This is a genomic window from Sodalis ligni, assembly GCF_016865525.2.
Taxonomy (GTDB): Bacteria; Pseudomonadota; Gammaproteobacteria; order Enterobacterales; family Enterobacteriaceae; genus Acerihabitans; species Acerihabitans ligni.
Genome location: NZ_CP075169.1, coordinates 1,886,383 through 1,903,210, shown reverse-complemented (window position 1 = coordinate 1,903,210; position 16,828 = coordinate 1,886,383). Strand labels below are relative to the sequence as shown.

Annotated in this window: 13 protein-coding genes and 5 pseudogenes; 4 read left to right on the top strand and 14 right to left on the bottom strand. The window is 46.5% G+C overall.

Annotated features, from left to right (window positions below):
* Nucleotides 1-93 precede the first annotated feature (93 nt).
* Nucleotides 94-303, top strand: coding sequence for a YccJ family protein (locus GTU79_RS08910; protein ID WP_214513853.1), 210 nt, complete (start codon nucleotides 94-96; stop codon nucleotides 301-303).
* A 752-nt stretch (nucleotides 304-1,055) separates the two neighbouring features.
* Nucleotides 1,056-1,238 (top strand): HHA domain-containing protein, encoded by a 183-nt coding sequence (locus GTU79_RS08905; protein ID WP_214513852.1) that lies wholly within the window; start codon nucleotides 1,056-1,058, stop codon nucleotides 1,236-1,238.
* Nucleotides 1,239-1,384: 146 nt separating this feature from the next.
* Here GTU79_RS08905 and GTU79_RS08900 read toward each other — a convergent pair whose 3' ends face one another.
* From GTU79_RS08900 to GTU79_RS08845, 12 genes and pseudogenes are all read right to left on the bottom strand, one after another.
* Complete coding sequence (locus GTU79_RS08900; RefSeq protein ID WP_214513851.1) at nucleotides 1,385-1,669, bottom strand: hypothetical protein; 285 nt, start codon at nucleotides 1,667-1,669, stop codon at nucleotides 1,385-1,387.
* Between the two features lie 456 nt (nucleotides 1,670-2,125).
* Nucleotides 2,126-2,318, bottom strand: a pseudogene (locus GTU79_RS31325) (sigma-S stabilization anti-adapter protein IraP).
* A gap of 356 nt (nucleotides 2,319-2,674) precedes the next feature.
* Nucleotides 2,675-3,524: pseudogene (nac, locus tag GTU79_RS08885) on the bottom strand (nitrogen assimilation transcriptional regulator NAC); the annotation flags it as partial.
* A gap of 1,298 nt (nucleotides 3,525-4,822) precedes the next feature.
* Complete coding sequence (locus GTU79_RS08880; RefSeq protein WP_253073515.1) at nucleotides 4,823-5,260, bottom strand: hypothetical protein; 438 nt, start codon at nucleotides 5,258-5,260, stop codon at nucleotides 4,823-4,825.
* 30 nt (nucleotides 5,261-5,290) lie between these two features.
* Entirely contained in the window at nucleotides 5,291-5,665 is a 375-nt protein-coding gene (locus tag GTU79_RS08875; RefSeq protein ID WP_203522160.1) for a hypothetical protein, read from the bottom strand.
* A 234-nt stretch (nucleotides 5,666-5,899) separates the two neighbouring features.
* Nucleotides 5,900-6,211 (bottom strand): HGGxSTG domain-containing protein, encoded by a 312-nt coding sequence (locus GTU79_RS30980; RefSeq protein ID WP_275956935.1) that lies wholly within the window; start codon nucleotides 6,209-6,211, stop codon nucleotides 5,900-5,902.
* Between the two features lie 427 nt (nucleotides 6,212-6,638).
* Entirely contained in the window at nucleotides 6,639-6,836 is a 198-nt protein-coding gene (locus GTU79_RS08870; protein ID WP_203522161.1) for a hypothetical protein, read from the bottom strand.
* Nucleotides 6,833-7,559 (bottom strand): annotated as a pseudogene (locus GTU79_RS08865) (Gp138 family membrane-puncturing spike protein). The gene GTU79_RS08870 and the pseudogene GTU79_RS08865 overlap by 4 nt, the downstream one beginning before the upstream one ends.
* Nucleotides 7,560-7,572: 13 nt before the next feature.
* Entirely contained in the window at nucleotides 7,573-7,821 is a 249-nt protein-coding gene (locus tag GTU79_RS08860) for a hypothetical protein (RefSeq protein ID WP_253073635.1), read from the bottom strand.
* 101 nt (nucleotides 7,822-7,922) lie between these two features.
* Nucleotides 7,923-8,990, bottom strand: coding sequence for a hypothetical protein (locus GTU79_RS08855; protein ID WP_214513849.1), 1,068 nt, complete (start codon nucleotides 8,988-8,990; stop codon nucleotides 7,923-7,925).
* Nucleotides 8,991-8,992: 2 nt separating this feature from the next.
* Complete coding sequence (locus tag GTU79_RS08850) at nucleotides 8,993-9,298, bottom strand: phage baseplate plug family protein (RefSeq protein ID WP_203522164.1); 306 nt, start codon at nucleotides 9,296-9,298, stop codon at nucleotides 8,993-8,995.
* Nucleotides 9,299-9,307: 9 nt separating this feature from the next.
* Entirely contained in the window at nucleotides 9,308-9,931 is a 624-nt protein-coding gene (locus GTU79_RS08845) for a phage baseplate protein (RefSeq protein WP_203522165.1), read from the bottom strand.
* A 1,191-nt stretch (nucleotides 9,932-11,122) separates the two neighbouring features.
* Between GTU79_RS08845 and GTU79_RS30145 the strand changes: the two genes are divergently transcribed.
* Nucleotides 11,123-11,362, top strand: a complete 240-nt coding sequence (locus GTU79_RS30145) for a hypothetical protein (RefSeq protein ID WP_253073513.1) — start codon at nucleotides 11,123-11,125, stop codon at nucleotides 11,360-11,362.
* A 905-nt stretch (nucleotides 11,363-12,267) separates the two neighbouring features.
* Nucleotides 12,268-13,298: pseudogene (locus tag GTU79_RS08835) on the top strand (IS630 family transposase).
* 679 nt (nucleotides 13,299-13,977) lie between these two features.
* Here GTU79_RS08835 and GTU79_RS08830 read toward each other — a convergent pair.
* Together GTU79_RS08830 and GTU79_RS08825 are read right to left on the bottom strand one after the other, a co-directional pair.
* Nucleotides 13,978-16,651, bottom strand: a pseudogene (locus GTU79_RS08830) (DUF927 domain-containing protein).
* Nucleotides 16,641-16,826: a DUF4222 domain-containing protein gene (locus GTU79_RS08825; RefSeq protein WP_203522167.1), complete on the bottom strand. Its 186-nt coding sequence runs from the start codon at nucleotides 16,824-16,826 to the stop codon at nucleotides 16,641-16,643. Before GTU79_RS08825 ends, GTU79_RS08830 begins: the two are co-directional and overlap by 11 nt.
* Nucleotides 16,827-16,828 lie beyond the last annotated feature (2 nt).

Below are 16,828 nucleotides of genomic sequence, written 5' to 3'. Positions count from 1 at the left end.
GCGCAGGTTCACAATATTTGGTCTAGAATGACAATCAGATATTTATGAAATCACTGACGCGTATAATTGAAAACCCATTACGAGGAGATATTCATGGCTAAAGATATACAATCCTGGGCTGAGATTCGTGAAACTTTCATTGAAATTGCTGAAGCCATAGTTGAAATCGCTGATAACGATGAAGTCATGGCACAAAAAATCTGGGAAGAAGGCAGCGATGAAGCATTGGAAATCGCATTTGCCAAGACAGATCAAAATAAGCTGTTTTGGGGTGAAGAGACCGTGGAACGTAAAAATGTCTAGCATCAATCGATCCCTTAAAATATCCCCGGTTTATAAGCATCCTTCCGGGGTGAAACAGTATTTTTTTTGCAGCTTCGCAGCCTCAGGCTGTCATGGCTATTTGATAGGACCATGCCTTAGCGTAACCCTCCCGAAGCTCAACTTCCTTGAACTTGCCTGCCAGGAAATTTAATCAAATTTTGTAAGCTTTTCAGGCAATCATGTAAGGTTTATTCACGCCATGTAATTAAAGCAGGTTATGTAAGTGGACCAACCTAAGCAAATCAAACTCTCAAATAACGATGAAAGCGGTCGCTAACCAAACGATACTTGCTTATGACTTTAAAGGGTTGATAGGACTTATCACGTAAAGGAAGAGGAATAATACAATTTTCCGCCCAGCTTCGCAAAAATGAGATTTTGACATTAAGCATTTTCAAATGCGCCTTCTAAATGGTATGCTGTACAGCCTGTGGTATCGGTGTGCCGAATCAACGAGCGTATGCATTACTTAATCCGTTGTGGTGTGTAATTGATTTTGAATGTATTTTACGCAGGAAACCCAACGTTTACCGATGCGTTAGAAAAAAACTGAAGAGATGCGCTAATACAATCAGTTCAGCTGAGGTACTCTGTTTTATTATTCCGCCTGGCATCGTAATAATTTTGAAAGATGAGTTTCCTCCGACATTGAGGCAATTATAATCTCTAGTTAATGGTTTTTATTACTTTAAAGTGGATGAATGTAAGTATATGGGCAAAGTGGATTTTTGATGCGATTAAGACGATGCAGCACAATCGATACGCTGGAAAAAGTGATTGAGCATATGAAAGAGAGATTGCCGGCAGCGGAATTGGCAGACTTCTATGGAGCTGCGGATCATCGCTTGGCTGAACTCACCATGGGAAAGCTTTATGACAAAGTCCCTCCCACCGTCTGGCAATTTGTCAAATAGAAATAGCATGCTTAGGCAAAATTTCACACATAAAACATGAACTAATAGCGAGCAAAAGATTGATCAGTTAACTTTTGTACCCATGTTTGTGCAATTAATTACCCGTGAGTTGGCAGCTATCAGGAAGGCAGACTTTGCCATTCAACCTACTTTTGGTGGCGGTCAGAAAATCGAAGTCGTAAAAATTCCTGGCCTTTTTCTGTCACGCCCCCGGTCACTAAAACGCGGGAAAAAATCAATCTATCGGTAAAATCGGCGATACCAAACTGGCATTGTTCCAGCAACCCTTCACTGTCCGCATAGCTGATAGCTTTTGCAATCTTTTGAAATTCATCCAATGCTTCCTGAGTGCCTGATTCAGGTGTGAATAATTTCTTACCAGTACCAATTTCTTCCAAGACGCTTTCAAGGATAAACCCTAGTGTTTTCATGATGATTCGCCTACTAATGAAAAGCTAGAACGGTCATTGAGACCTCAAAAAGTAATTATACTCAGAATGAGTATATTCATTAGGGCAACGAATGCTCGCTTAACCAAGCAATTAATGACAACTCTCTAAAAAAAATCCAATCCATAGTCATAAATATTTAATACTGCCCATAGTTCAATGTATTATAGTCTTAATACTTATAGCTATAAGCAACTAACACTATGAGATTTTTTTTGTTACTTAAAGGGAATTATTGTATGAAAATTTATCGAATAAGATTTCGGCAATCACAGACGGGCTGTTGAAAAGTGATTGATAAGTATTCAAATCAATTAGCTATGCTTAACATTCAAGAAATTCGTAACTAGCGCGTCCGCATAAATTACAAAAATAATAAATAAAATCAATAAATTATATTTAAATGAAAGAAATTTCTTTCTGCCGGAAAGCGACATATTAACGTCTTTTAGCGACCGCTGTAATACGCGAGATATTACTACTTAGCAACTCAATATCGGATTTAAACTCTATATCGTTCCGCTGACGCATTTCATCCAAAGCCACTTCTATGCTTTTAACAAGTTCATCGGTTTTTATGGCTTAACGATGCGATCAGCGCCGCCACTAAAATTTCCAACGACTCAACCATTGCATGCAGTTCCTTTTCAGCAGCCTCTTTTGCGCCAGATTGATTAATAACTGTGAGAGTAAGCTGTTCATAAAGGCCTCCTAAAAAAGGTCGATTCCTTAAGATCTGGCTATCCCAGGATCCTGTCTACACGATCTGCATCATAATTGATAAACATAATTAATATCAAGATATAAACATTAATTAAAGAAATGAAGAAAAAACCTTCAATACCATGATTTATATCATAAAGGCGGCACCCAGGTTACTTGGGTGCCGCCTTGTAGATAATGATAGGACGGGAAAGGTTAACTTGCCAATAATAACGCCTGTTTTCATGCGCCGGCCGCGCCGATGTCGCCAGCGCCGTTAGAACATTTTGACTGCTGTCGCTGAGGGGATAACGGCAGGCGGGAAGACATATTCAGCGTTAGGGGCAAGGGAAGACCGGGACTGATGATGCGGGACATCCAGGCATTAGCGGAATTAACCACGGCAGAAGCGGGGGACTCCGGCAATACCGCGGCCCCCATACCGCTAGCCACCGCGGCGGTCAATGTGGCAAGGGAGTCGATTTCACCGATGATTTTTGCGCTAAGTCGACGCAGGGAAAATGCTTCATCCACTCTCTTGCGGATAGCGGAAAAATCACAGGGCAAAAACAGTTGTCTTGAAGCAACATCGCTTAATTCAATATTTTTACCGGGATTATTTTCTGTCCCGACGAGGTAAAGATCCTCTTTCAGCAACGGCAGACAGTTAATACCCGCATAGAGGGTTGGATCATAATGTATCGCCATATCAAGATGGCCACAGCTCACTTTTTCATTTAAAGCAACGGAACTGTTTTCGTGCAAATAAACCGTTAATTGAGGATATTGATCCCTCACGGATTGCAATAACGGCATAATCAACGGACAGGAGGAGGTTCCGGGAGCCAGGCCTATGGAGACTTGTCCTTCCAGGGTTTGATCAACATTGCAGACGGCTTTTTGGGCAAGTTCGCACTGTTGTAGAATGGCACGGGCATGGGAATACAGAATTTTGCCTGCTTCAGTGGGTGTAACCCCCGTTTGGTTCTAACCAATAACTTTTGGTCGAGTTCACTTTCCAGAGTGGCAACCTGCTGACTTAACGCCGGTTGCGCAATATGCAGAACTTCCGCCGCCTGTGTCAGGCTACCGATATCGACGATTTTACAAAGTATTTGAGTCGTCTTAAATTCATTTCTGCCTCCGTCGCAGCTTCACCATTATCATTGATAATGAGAATGCAAGAAGCAGACCAAAAAATTGAAATCGTTACCCAATAGTGACAAATCATGAATTTTATAGTTAAATAAGAATAAGTTATGACTTATTTCCCGCCCGGGCTCATAGGGTATAAACAACATATGTGCAATACCTTGGGCAGTAACTGCACCATTAAGACGCACCTCGATGGCAATAAGACCTTAACGATCCGTCACAATCGCGCAAAAGCTGCGGCAACCGGCCTATGTGGTGATATTGGATGTCGCGCTGGCGACGCCACAGACATCTTTTTCAACACCCCATGATAAGAAGATGTTATCACCTGCCATTTATTTTCATGCAACGCGACGGTATTCCGCCTGCCGGCAGGAACCGAATGCACTATGAAAGTGCCGGGACTATTGCCCCATCATGGAGCTGAACAAGACCCCGAAGCCGGACGACACGATCATCGCCATGCTGCTCCAGAACATGATCCTGATGATTCCAGCAAGTATCGGCTCGCACCCTGCCATGCGGCAATAGCCAATCGGGTTCTCGCTATACTGTTTGATAAACAGGCCATCGCCCGAAAACAATAACTGAGAAGCAAATTTTTATTTGCATGGACGATTTGTGAACGAACGTAAATCCTTTGACAGATATGAACTATGAAATATAGGCCGGTCCTGAGAAAACAAAAAAATATTGAATAATGGCCAACGGGAAGAAAAGGGACAGGGAGTGAACTCCAGCAGGATATGCCGTGTCAGAGCTCAGGATACTAATGCTATAAGGCGATACTACATGGGAGATATATGGGAGGTATAGGGAGATATGGGAGATTTGGAAATTACGTGAATTAGACCTTTTGAATCTTTAACAAGTGGCGGAGGTGAGAGCCATAAAAGTTAACTATCTTATTGAAATAAAATACATTTAAAAATAAATTTTACTTATACCCCAAATGTACCCCATATAATTTTGTGTGACGTATTTTTAACTGTTTTGCGTGGCAACCAGTTTGGCAACCCTCTTTGGTAACCAGGAGAATCACCGTTTTGGTGGATACCTGAGTGGATACCTTGGTTTTGGATACTGGCTCTTTGGCAACTTTGGCCGGCGCCTGGTTCATGCCGCAAAACATGCTTTCTGCTGCGAACCTGTTTGCGAACTTTGCCGGTTAACTTTCGAGTGACCTGTAGTTTCCAGTTTAAATGGCTATTTCCGGTGGCAACCAGTTTGGCAACCATCATTGTGGCAACAAAAGAAGGGTTACTGACTAACCTGATTTCAGCTCTTTGAAGCAGTTACACGCCTTTGTTTTTTCGCGGCCACGAGCAAAGCTTCAGCTTCGCGCCTATCTTTACGAGCACTACGCAAGTTTATCATTGCTTCGTCAATGCTTCTTTTTGACTGCCGTCGTTCCAAAATCATCATACGTTTGGTGTGCTGCCACATGATACCGTCCAATAGCATCAGTTCCCGCCAGGCGGCCGTTCCAACTTTGCAGTTTGCTCTCGATAATTCAATAAAGCGCCCGGCCATCATCAGATTCCTGACCCGCAGCGCTACCAGCGGAGTGAGCTGTTCCGCATTACTGTCTAAGGGCAAGAAGGCCCGTTTGCTTCGCTCGCCATGCTTTACGGCATTCATATTGCCAAATGGCGCACCGGCACCAGGACGTTTTCCGCCCCATCCAGATCTTGATTGTTGGTCACGTTTCATCATCTAGCCTCATCGGTTAGGCAATTGTGCTTTTTACTGTAAGACAACCTCAATGGGTGCGGCGGATACCCCGACTGACCTTAGCATTTCTGTACATCCTGCTGGCGTTGGAGTGGTCGGCTGCAGGCCTCTCTCCGCCCGCTTAGGTGCTGCCGTGGCATTCTGGCTCTTGCGATATTTACCAGGAAGCACTTTAGCCGATAAATCAGGCCATTCGCAACAGGCTTTAGAAACACGCAAACGTCTATATTTGTCGCTTTTTCGTGCGCTGCCTCTCAAGCGCTTGATGGCCTGCAGGAAGGTTTGAACCTTACCATTCCTTACCATGGTGGCGGCTTTAGGATAGACGTTTTCCCCCTTCGCTTTGCTGGCGACTACCAAGAGCGATACCTTATCAAAACTTAACATCCGGCTGTCGGGTGTCACGGTCGGTTTAAACGTCGCATTTTGTCGCAATTGCGTGAGCTGCCTTTCTCGCCGGCCAGAAGAAAACGTTACTAAAAGTTACTATCTCATGGAGTAAGACATTTTGCGCACTGTTTGGGGATTGATTTGCGCATCAATCGCTAGGCTCCGTGAAGCCGGTACGCATCCATAATTCACGCTTTTCCTGCGTACTTTTTGCGTACCGATTTTGCGTACTTACGCACCGGATTGCGTACCATTTTCGAAGGTGGCCTGCCGCTTTCTCTCCAGCCATCGCCGATACCCTTCTAACTGCCGTGCTTTGCCTTCTGGCGTTCTGGCGCCGGTGCTTTTCCCTCCATGGAATTTGCAGCGGCCCCCATTGTAGAGATCGGTAAGCCTGCATGGTCTTCCCGACCTGGTTGTCGCTCCACACGTCAAGCCCAGCAAATCGTCAGGGAACGGCTCAAGGTCAGGCGTAAACCGGTAATCAAAGCCGGTGTGCTCCCATTCTCGTAATAGCGCTTTTACACGCCTGTCGTAAGCCATCAGGCGCTTAATTTTTTCTGTGCGGTCGCCCACCGGCACCCCCTAAACTTTTATTGCCATTCCCCGCCGTACTTTGCGCAAATACCTTAAGAAATGTTAACCTCTCATGGGGCAGGGCTTATCTGTGCGCAATTCGTGCCGGCATAATCAGCACAAGCTTTCCCCACTGTGATTTTAATTCGGGCGCGGAATATTGCGGAACGGCTGCGGAATTTTCCGCACTATCAGCGCTGTTTTACTGATAAATTTCATTCAGTTCCGCATTATCTGCACTGCGGATTTTCTGCGTTTTTTTTTGCGTACTTGCGTAGCCTTTTTCCGCAATCGCCTATTTTGCTTTGAAGCATGAAACGCCGACAGCGTTACTACCCGGTCCTGCCAACGGCGTATTTTTCTGATTGAAGACGGCGGTACTTCCGGCGCTATTTCACTTCGTGGCTGAAGGTCTCATGCAATATTGATTCTTTGCTGAGCTGCCTTTTTGCGGCCTGTCCATCACCGTAAAATCCACTTTGCAAGGCCGAGTCATCAATAATCGCGCCATTATCCAGGTGATTATTTTCCTGTGTTTAACCTGCTCCAATTGTCCAGGATTAGCTGGTGTGCCTTTATTTTCATGTTTCATTGTGGTGCTCCTGTTGAACCGTTGCCCGGCTGAACGCCGGTATGGGTGTGAGTATCCAGGCCCGGCGGTAACGTTGTTCGTGACGGTAACCGGGCCGAACAGGGTAGCCCCGCCGCCATCTTCACCCATGCCCTGCGACAGGTTGCCGTTGATGGTGACATTGCCGTTGATGGTGACGGTCGGCGCTGTCATTGTGACGGAACCCGATGTCGTGACGTTCACAGCATGGGACGCCGGATTGATTTCGATAACTGCGGCGCCATCGTCGCTGCGAAGCTGGGCGGCGCTGGTGCTGATGCCGCTGATTTTATGCGCCTGGGATTGCGGGCCTGGGATAACAAATGCGTCTGATAGGTCATGGCTACGCCAGTCCACATGCTCTTGTACGCCGCCGGACTGCCACCAGAAATCGATACAGCGATCGGCAAAAATCACCAGGCATTCATCACCAGCGGCAATTGGGAACGTTAGGGTGACGCCGCCGCCCCGCGGGAAAATAACGGGAACATCCACCAGCAAGTGATAATCAAGGGATGATGGTTTAGCGATACTTCCCCAAGGTCCAAGGCCGATATCTTTACTGCAAATTTGCACAACACACGTCACGGCATCGGGATCAAATGACTGGATAACACCGGGTAATGCTGTTCTGGAACCTGCCACGGCTTGCTGTTTGATTATATCAAAAATTTCGTTATCATCAGCTGGCCTAATATTTGCCATTTTTTTACCCCTTTTAATCCGGTACTCGTTTGCAATCAAAAGACCCGATAATCCGTGGCTGTTCCATATTGGTTCGGATCAACTCAACATTAAGCCAGCGTTTATAACTCTCGTCCGGGTGAATATATTCAAAACCATACATGTTACCGTCACGAGCCGGCATTAACGTCATTTCAATTTTCATGCCGCCGTTTCCAATGGCTACTATTTTTTGCGAGGTAACATATTCGCCGTTAACTTTGGACATTGAGTTAGCGATCATTTCCAAGCGAAAAACTCCGCAATTGTATCGATGCGTTGTAATTAATTGGGCATTACTCGTGAGGGGAATCAATATACTGAGTAAAAAAATAAAACTCTTCATCATGCATCCTGTCTTTGCAGAAATGAATTTGAAGGAACATCCGTCGCCCCGCGCGCTTCACACGCCATATCCATATACCAATTTTGCCCGCGGGTGTCGCCCATGTAGGAAATATACCGGACCAGATAAACGCCGTCAGTGGCGATACTGGCCGGATTTTCCCTTTGCGCCAGACCAGTAGTTACAAGGTTGCCATTCACGTTGTTTTCAGCGATGACACCTGACCGGTTTACCAGGTCTGGTGATAGCTGCGCCCGATATACCGATGCTTGGTCTAACTGTATCAACCCGTTAAGCCGGATGTTGGGATTGATGAAACACTTCACGTTCACCCCTCCGCCTATGGTCTGCTGTGGCATACCCACCAACCCGTTATCGGCATTCAGCACAACGGCTTGATGCGACACCATGTCTTTAGTCAGCATATCAATCTTGCCATAGGCAAACTGCCATCTGGCACCGCATTGCTGAGCAACGTTATCAAGATAGTCACGAACCATGCCATGTAAGGTTTTCCCGCGGGGAAATACCGTAGTCGGAAATTCGGGAGCCAGCCCGGCAGTTATACCGTAAGGCGCCAGTGCCTTCATGAGCACGTTATAAATATCTTTTACCGTATAGCCTTTGGATATGGTTTGACTGATAAAAGCGGAGGTAAACGCTTCAAGCCCATCAGATGCAGAAATCATCACATACGTGTCGGTGATATTTTCTTTTCCGGTAACAGTGAAGCGAATATCCCCGCTATAAATGACGCCATAATTTGCCCCGTTTATCTGGCCTACTTGGGCGGCTGTGATATTTTTGACCTTGCCTACTTCGCTGGCCGACACGTCCGGGGCAATGCCGTCATAGCCGGCAATAACTTTCATTATCGAGAATTCCCGCTGCATAATCCGGTTCTGCGTCTCATGGGAAAGATTGTAAACTTTTACTATTGCTGTGCTGGGCCATTTAACATCGTTCCATTCGATATCAAAGGTGACTTTTAGCTCACTGAGCAATATCCCGTTGCCCGTATCGTCAGTGAGAATTAATTCAAAATGCCGCATCCAGTTTTGAGACATGATTACTCCTGAGTTTCTGCGTAAAGGTGGCTGTTAATGCCAAGATCGGTTTCGGTCGGGTATTCCTGGTCGGGAAAATCGCAAATGACGTTCAACGAATATCCGAAATTTAAAGATGCATATTGGGCGAGTAAATCAACGCCAGGAACAAGCGGGATACCGTTAATTAATGGTGTACCTGTGCTATCCATTAAATCCAGATACCATAAAGTGCTGCGCCAAATTAAACGCATTTGGTAAGCCGTGCCCGCCAGGGTAATACCGAATGTCTGATTGTCCGGCGTGAGAGGTATTTCAGTGGTTGCCATATTCAGCCCTTAAAAATGCGAGGTGATAAAATTCTTTCCCTGAAGGAGCAAGGATTCATCAGCGGGTTTAGCTGTCTTGGTGCCGGTATTCTGTACGGCGGATGTCGTGACTCCCAAGGTCATATTGCTCTTGTCCGCTACCTGTATACTTTGCGTTTGCGTGATGATGACCTCGCGCAGCGTTAAAACGCACATCAGCACGTTTTCGCTGGTTTTGTCGGTCGTCACCTCGATCGCGCGGATCAGCATGTTGCTATAGGTGCGTTTGCCGGTAATGACGTCGATTGGTTCACGGTTGGATTGCATATTCAGGATTTTCTGGTATGTCTCCTTGGGGCTTAATCCCAGGCTTAGCCCGTTGGATGTGGTATCGGTAAAATCCAACAGCGAGCCGCCCCCGGCAAAACCAAGCTCCATGGTGACTTCAGAAGGCCGCCGGTAGGCATGGTCAGCGACAAAACCGGCGCCGGACGCACTGGCCCCCGTTCCATTGCTACCTTTTGTGGTGGGCCGCTCTACCGGGTGTTCAGTGATTTCTAACTGATCGCTGTGTTTTTCAGAAATGACCACGCTCGGCACCAGCGTACCGATTTTGCGTGATGGCTGATTGAAGATAGCTGATAAAATATCCATCACGAAGCCTTAGAACCATGCTGCGCCAGCGCTTGGGCCAACAGTCCCCGAACGATTGCGTTCAGGGTTGGTGCTATTCCATATGGGGACTTATGCCGTTCAGCATCCTGAATGTTCCGTACTGCCGCCATCTGCTCTTTAGTCAAAAGAACGGTTTTAAAATTGGGGTTATATGCCATGGTTGCCTCAGTGTACATTTAAACAGTAATTGCATTTATTGCAACAATATACATAAATATTGCAATATATGAAACATTTAGCATGAAAAAGCTGCACATGAAGGGATTACGAGTTGATTAAAAGGGGACTAATATTTTGATTTTCTGAGGGTTTTAAAGACGCTGCGTACCTAATATTTATTGATTTAGGAGTCGTACAAAAAGAGAACAATAACACTTACAATCTTACTTATTGCATATAATACCTTTACTTAACAATGTGCGATAATGTAAAGTTTTATTACACAGCATACATAAAAATGGACAACAAAAATGTCTACACTGGACGCACTTACACGTCTAATTACTCACCATAGTGTTACCATTGACACAAAATACCGGACTCAACTAAACCCGAAAGATAAGACTCAATGTACTTGCCCTGTACCGACCATGGAAGAACTTGCCCCGTGGATACTTGAGCAAAGGGGCTGGAACACCAATATCAGAATGGAGAAATAATACTAATATTGCAGGATGTAAAACTTTTCACTAATAGAGAAGATAAAAACCAACTCATATTGCTTTGTTAATTAATTCTATTGATAAAAACGGAAGTGTCACGGTTATTAAAAATCAAAAACTAAAACTCGTCAAGAAATAGCCCCAAAACAACATGAAGGCGAGGGCTATGAAGTATCTTCACATGTTATAATATCTTTAGATGGAAATAGTAGAACGTATAACATGGTTTACATTCCCATTCCTAAAATTTCCACATCACGCATGAATGGATTTCTTGATAGAATATTATTCGAGATAGCAAGAAAGAATGAAGATTTCTTTGTTTGCAATACCACTACAAACATTATTTCGCCGAACACAAAAAGCCAATAAAGGTTTTCTACAAACCAGTTTTTGACATGAACGGAAAATTAGATCAAGAGCTTTTCAATAAGTTAAATCGAGAAGGCTTGGCGGATGTTATTTTAATAAAAATGAATTTCAGGCTATTAATGCCCCTGACGTCAATGTGGCAATCATTCCTAAAGAAAGCACCTTAAGAATCTTACCTAACCATGGTTCGCAAGATGTTATCGGCTGGATAAAGAATATCTCTTCATATTTCAACAACAAAGATAATGGAGGATATGAACTTATTAAAATTAAATTTAAAGAACCAGATACCGAAGCTATTAGGCAAGTAGAATTAGATACTGCTAATATAAGATTGGATGGTCTGGAAAGAACATTTATTAAAAATCAATATTAACTGATTTTTCTTCACGACTGAAGGATTCTTATGATAGTATAGAATCAGAAATAGTATCTAAAATGATTGCAAATATGTGAGGTTTGTATGTTTGATCTGATTTTTCATTTACTTAAACCGTTTGGCTATCTAAACATAAAAGGAATTAATGGAAAAAACCTATGATTGGTATGCACCACTAATCCTTACTATTATATCGATAATCTATTTCTACCTAACTAAGATCCCATTCAATGAATTAATTAAAGATGGGGTTTTATTAAATCCGTATCATCATTTATTTCTAATCTACCTGGGTTTTATATTGCAGCTCTCGCCGCAATAGCCACATTCAATCGAAAACAAATAGATTATCCATTGATCAGTGATAAGGGCACCCCATTCATTGAAATTAAGGTTGTCAAAGAAAATGGTAAAACAATTAATTCTCAGGAAAAACTAACGAGAAGACTTTTTCTTTGCATGCTTTTTCTTTCTTAACCGCACTAAGCATTTTGATAGTGATGCTCAATGCTTTTATATCACCTGTTCTAATAGTTTCAACCAAGCCTTATTTTCACATAATTTATTCATTTATTTTCCTTTTTAAGCTGGCAGCTTTTGGTTTCAACTTTTTCGGATTGTACTACCTTGGTGATAGGATTCATATGAATTACTAGCTATCGTTTATATCTGAATTTATATTTATTTTTTCTTAAAAATGCCGACCCACGATTTCATCCCTCAATTCGTCTAAATCGAGTAAAATAATATATCGATACTGAACCAAAATACTTTCTATGCACGTGAAAGAATGTATTCAATCTAAATAACTGCGCCTAATAGTAGATCACCGAAGGAACTCAATCCGGTTTGAGCGATCTGATCAATCGCCAAACATCACAAATCACCAACCGGACTGAGTTATGCCGATCATAGCACCCATACCCAGAAATGAACGACGCCAGATGCAAAAATTGTCCAGAAAACGGCAGATAAGAATCATGCCAGACGCCTTATCGCCATGTTGATGTTGCACCGGGGTGAATCGCTGACTTGCGTTGCTAAAACCCTATGTGCCGCCCGTTCTTCCGTCGGACGCTGGATTAATTGGTTCACGTTATTTGGTATTGAAGGCCTGAAAAGTCTGCCACCGGGCCGTCAAAAAATGGCCTGTCGACGCCATGCTGCGAATGCTCAATTTGCTTGTTCAGCGCTCCCCGCAAGATTTTGGCTATCTGCGCTCACGCTGGAGTACCGAGATGTTAACGATTGAAATTAATAAGTTATTTAACTCTACGTTGCATCCTGGCTCACTTCGCCGTTGGTTGCCAGGAGCCGGCATTGTCTGGCGCAGAGCGGCTCCGACCTTGCATATTCGGGATCCTCACAGGGAAGAAAAGCTGGCTGCAATTGATGAGGCATTGGCAAAGAACAGTGCTGAACATCCCGTGTTTTACGAGGATGAAGTTGATATCGATCTCAACCCAAAATCGGCGCGGACTGGCAGAAAAAGGTCAGCAGAAACGCATCCCTACGCCGGGTAAAATGAAAACATTACCTTGCAGGTGCGCTGCATGCTGGAACGGGCAGAGTGGATTACGTGAGTGGAACACGTAAAAACTCAGGCTTGTTCATCGATATGCTATGCCAGCTGAGAAGCACGTATCGCAGCGCCAAAACGATCACCCTTATTGTCGATAATTACATCATTCACAAAAGTAAAAAGACATTGAAGTGGTTGAAGAAGAATCCAAAATTTATTCTTATTTATCAGCCGATTTACTCGCCATGGGTGAACAAAATAGAGCTCTTATGGTTAGCATTACACGAAACGGTGACCCGCAATCATCACTGTAAAACAATGTGGGAGTTACTAAAAAATGTCAGACAATTTATGAAAACCGCATCACCTTTCCCAGGCAACAAACCTGGACTAACAAAAGTGGAGCGGTAATAGGCGCAGTTATTTAGATGGGAGTCCTCTGGCAAGTATTGGAGCACGTAAACGCTGATTTGCCTACCACTGATTCACGGTGACTTGCGCTGATATCTCCCGCAGCTATTCAGGAGCATCCGCATACCAGCATTTCGCAATATTTCTGCAAATAGTCTGACGTTACACTACTGGACGATTTCCTTTTCAAACGCGGCGGAAAAAGTATAGGGGTCATCGGACCCGCATCATGGACGCCATTTAGCCGTGCCGTTATTCGGCCAAGTCATATATCGGCAGCATGGCGGGATCATGGGGCAGCGAAGTAAAGCGGTTGTTGGTCTGTCAGACAATACAATCCTAATCTAATTATATTTCATCCAAAACTTTTCGTATATATAAGCAAAAGTGGGTCGGGTCAGTCGGGTAAGTCGGGTAACCCGTTTAATCATATGAATTAAAACATAATATTTTTATAAAATGACCCGACTTTGCCCGTTTTAGAAGTCGGGTCATTACCCTCAAAGTCGGGTCACCCCACCAGCCAGAAATGAAGCCTCAAAACAAAGTTGGGTCAAATGGGGTAAAGTCGGGTCAAAGTCGGGTCAAAACCTAAAATAATACTCAATTAAATCAATATACTATATAGATGACCCGACTTACCCGACTGACCCGACCTGTTTTTTCTCCATGTGAGAAATTATTCCTCTTCATCTTCAGGCAGCATTAGGGCCACAAGGTGAAGCTGCTTGCCATCAATGCGTAGATTCTTCTTGGTGATCCCCTTGGTGGGCTTATCCAGCATTCCCGCCTCGGCGAGCACTTGGGCGAAAGCGGTCACATTTGCGCCGGTGGCGATTTCATCGCGGAACACCGCCGGGAAGGTATGGAATATCAGCATTTCACCCCCATGCTTCTTGACCCGGTATCCGGCCAAGTCCTTAATCGGCAGGTCACGTGGGTCAGCGTTGGGATAAGGTAAATACCGGCTATACCCGAAACGTTGCAGGAATGACTCTGCCTGCTCAACCCAGGCTTTAGCCTCGCGGTTCCCCATGCCGAATTCATTAACCCAGGCGTTAAAGCTGTGCTGTAGCGCGTCCCGGCTGTCTTGCTCCGCCCACCAGGTCAAATGCCGAGAGGATTAAGGCGGCCTCAAGGATGGCGAACCGCGATGCCACCCGCCGCACCTGTTCGCTCGCTTCTGCGGGCAATAATCCCAACCAACGGCGCTCGGCCGCCTGGACCGCTTGAACCGAGGCTTCTTTCTGGCCGGCAAGGCTTTTTATCCACTCGCGCCCCACGGCGCCGTAATGTGCCGCGCTGGCCTCGCGCAACGCGTCAGCGTGGGCCTTTCCGTCCGTATAACCGTGGTACACCGTGGCTTTGCTGATAGGCACATTAAGCAGGCGCACCAGTTGACCGGCGTTGACTTTACCGCCATCGGCCCGGATATAACTTTCCATATCAATTTCGCCGGTGCTGAACGCCATGGCCCGCCAGCGTTTAACGTCACGATTGCCGCCTTCCTTCGCCCCCTGGATTTTACCCACGCCGTTAAACAGCGCGTAAGCGGCTTCGGCCACGGCCCGGCGGTTACTGCCCTGTCCTATTTCGTCCAGGGGCATAAAGCCATCATTGTGCGCGGCGGCCTCATTCACCAGCCCAAGCGACGTGGAATACCATGTCAGCTTTAACGCTTCCGGTTCACCGTACACGCTGCTGGCCGCGTTGCCGGTAGTGGTCTTGCCTACCGATGAACCGCCGAACAGGTGGACGCCAAATCCATCAGCGCCGGCAATGCCGATTAAAGGGGCGGCCAGCGCACAGGCAATACCTAGCATCATAGAGGGGTTCCCCTGCGCCAGCATTGCCACACTGTCGCGCCAGCTCTGCGCCGTTCCTTTGGTGGTATAACCCCTGGCGGCCGCTGACCGGCCATTGAACAATACCGGGTGCTCCGGTTCGCCAATAACCGAACCGTCCGGCATGATATAAGCGCCGTGCTGCCAGCCGGTAGCCCCGGCAATCGCCCACATCTGGCGGTTACCGCTGCGCTGAAGATAATCGGCCAGGATAGCCCGTAGGCCACTTTTAGCCGTGATAGACAAGCCACCGGACCGGAGCTTCGCCCAGCCCTCACGCTCGCCGATATCACGCATAGGCAGCGCTTCTATCCGGTCGATTTTGCTACCCTCGGGTTTCCAGCCCAACATCAGGTAGCGCTCGTTATCATCTTCCCCGATACCGGCCACTTGTAGCGGTGCGCTTAACCAGCTTTCATTGTTAATAATTTCGCCGCTGTCTTTATCGACCTTCGGCGTGATCCAGAAAACCCCATCTTTTCGGCTCTCCACATGCGGTTTAAGCGGATCGGTGCCTTTGCGCCCCTTTTTACCGCCATCGATCGCCCTGAGTTGGATTGGCACGTTCGCCCCCTTGGGTTGGTATAGTAATTCAGTAAAAGCGCCTGTGGAGGCTTCTAAGCCGTTTTCCTGCCGATAGTCGTCCCAATCCGCCTTATGCTCCGTGGGCGGTATGGCGACCCAGCCAGACACGGCAGCGGCGGCTTTCTCTGCCGACAGCTTGCCGGTATTCACTTTCAGCCTGCCGTGTTCGTCTAATTCGCCCGGTGCGTGCCAATCGTTATCGCCGGCGATGATGATTTGTGCCGCGGGATAGCGCCATCGCATGACCTTACCCACCAGCAGTAGGTTACCCGCATCGATAGCGGCCACGCACAGGGCATCAGGGCGCATCAGGTGAACGGATAAGGCTGTCGCCAGCCCTTCAGCTATCAAGACGCTCTCGGGCCGTTCCGGGGCATTCACGGCGTAAAATGCGCCCTTCTTCACACTCCCCGCCAGCAGCCGCTTACTCCCGTCCGGCTTAATCACCTGGGCGCCGCTTACCTCGCCGTCTTCATTGTTCAGTGCCAGCAACAGAGAACCGTCAAACAGCAGCGGCAAGGGCCATTCCAGCCCTTTAGCGGTGAGATACGGCGACTGGCCGGGGGATGCCTTGGCCGCCAGCGCCGCCACCTTTACGGCGATAGTGATATCCGCTTGAGGCTTTGCTCTGGCCGGCACGGGTCCAGGCAGCGGCAGCGCCATAACTTCAGCCACCAGCTCGGCCGCTTCCCGTGCCCCGCATTGCCTGACCTTCATCACCAAATCCAGTCCAGTACCGGGGCCACAATGGGAACAAAAATAGGTTCCCCTGCCCTCCTTGTCATCGAACCGGTAGCGCGTCTCGCCGCCACAACTCGGGCATTCACCTTCATGTCGGTTAATGGGGATATCCAGCCGGGAAAGGATGGTTTGCCAATGACCGGTAGCCTTCCGGCGCACCTCATTGACGAAATCACTTTGCATCCGCGTTATTCTCCCTGGTTAAACTGAATTCCTTTACAAAGCGCACCAGCGGGTAGGAGCAGGGATACTCATAGCCGTCACGGACGAATGTTACGCGGTTGAAAGCAGCGGCGGTTACCGTCACGATTTCGCCGCGGCGGTCTTTCCAGCGATCATTGATTTTTGGTTCACACATTT

Coding starts and splice junctions, on each gene's coding strand:
- GTU79_RS08910 (WP_214513853.1), top strand. CDS start 94: ATGGCTAAAGATATACAATCCTGGGCTGAGATTCGTGAAACTTTCATT.
- GTU79_RS08905 (WP_214513852.1), top strand. CDS start 1,056: ATGCGATTAAGACGATGCAGCACAATCGATACGCTGGAAAAAGTGATT.
- GTU79_RS08900 (WP_214513851.1), bottom strand. CDS start 1,669: ATGAAAACACTAGGGTTTATCCTTGAAAGCGTCTTGGAAGAAATTGGT.
- GTU79_RS08880 (WP_253073515.1), bottom strand. CDS start 5,260: ATGATGAAACGTGACCAACAATCAAGATCTGGATGGGGCGGAAAACGT.
- GTU79_RS08875 (WP_203522160.1), bottom strand. CDS start 5,665: ATGTTAAGTTTTGATAAGGTATCGCTCTTGGTAGTCGCCAGCAAAGCG.
- GTU79_RS30980 (WP_275956935.1), bottom strand. CDS start 6,211: ATGGCTTACGACAGGCGTGTAAAAGCGCTATTACGAGAATGGGAGCAC.
- GTU79_RS08870 (WP_203522161.1), bottom strand. CDS start 6,836: ATGAAACATGAAAATAAAGGCACACCAGCTAATCCTGGACAATTGGAG.
- GTU79_RS08860 (WP_253073635.1), bottom strand. CDS start 7,821: ATGATCGCTAACTCAATGTCCAAAGTTAACGGCGAATATGTTACCTCG.
- GTU79_RS08855 (WP_214513849.1), bottom strand. CDS start 8,990: ATGTCTCAAAACTGGATGCGGCATTTTGAATTAATTCTCACTGACGAT.
- GTU79_RS08850 (WP_203522164.1), bottom strand. CDS start 9,298: ATGGCAACCACTGAAATACCTCTCACGCCGGACAATCAGACATTCGGT.
- GTU79_RS08845 (WP_203522165.1), bottom strand. CDS start 9,931: ATGGATATTTTATCAGCTATCTTCAATCAGCCATCACGCAAAATCGGT.
- GTU79_RS08825 (WP_203522167.1), bottom strand. CDS start 16,826: ATGTGTGAACCAAAAATCAATGATCGCTGGAAAGACCGCCGCGGCGAA.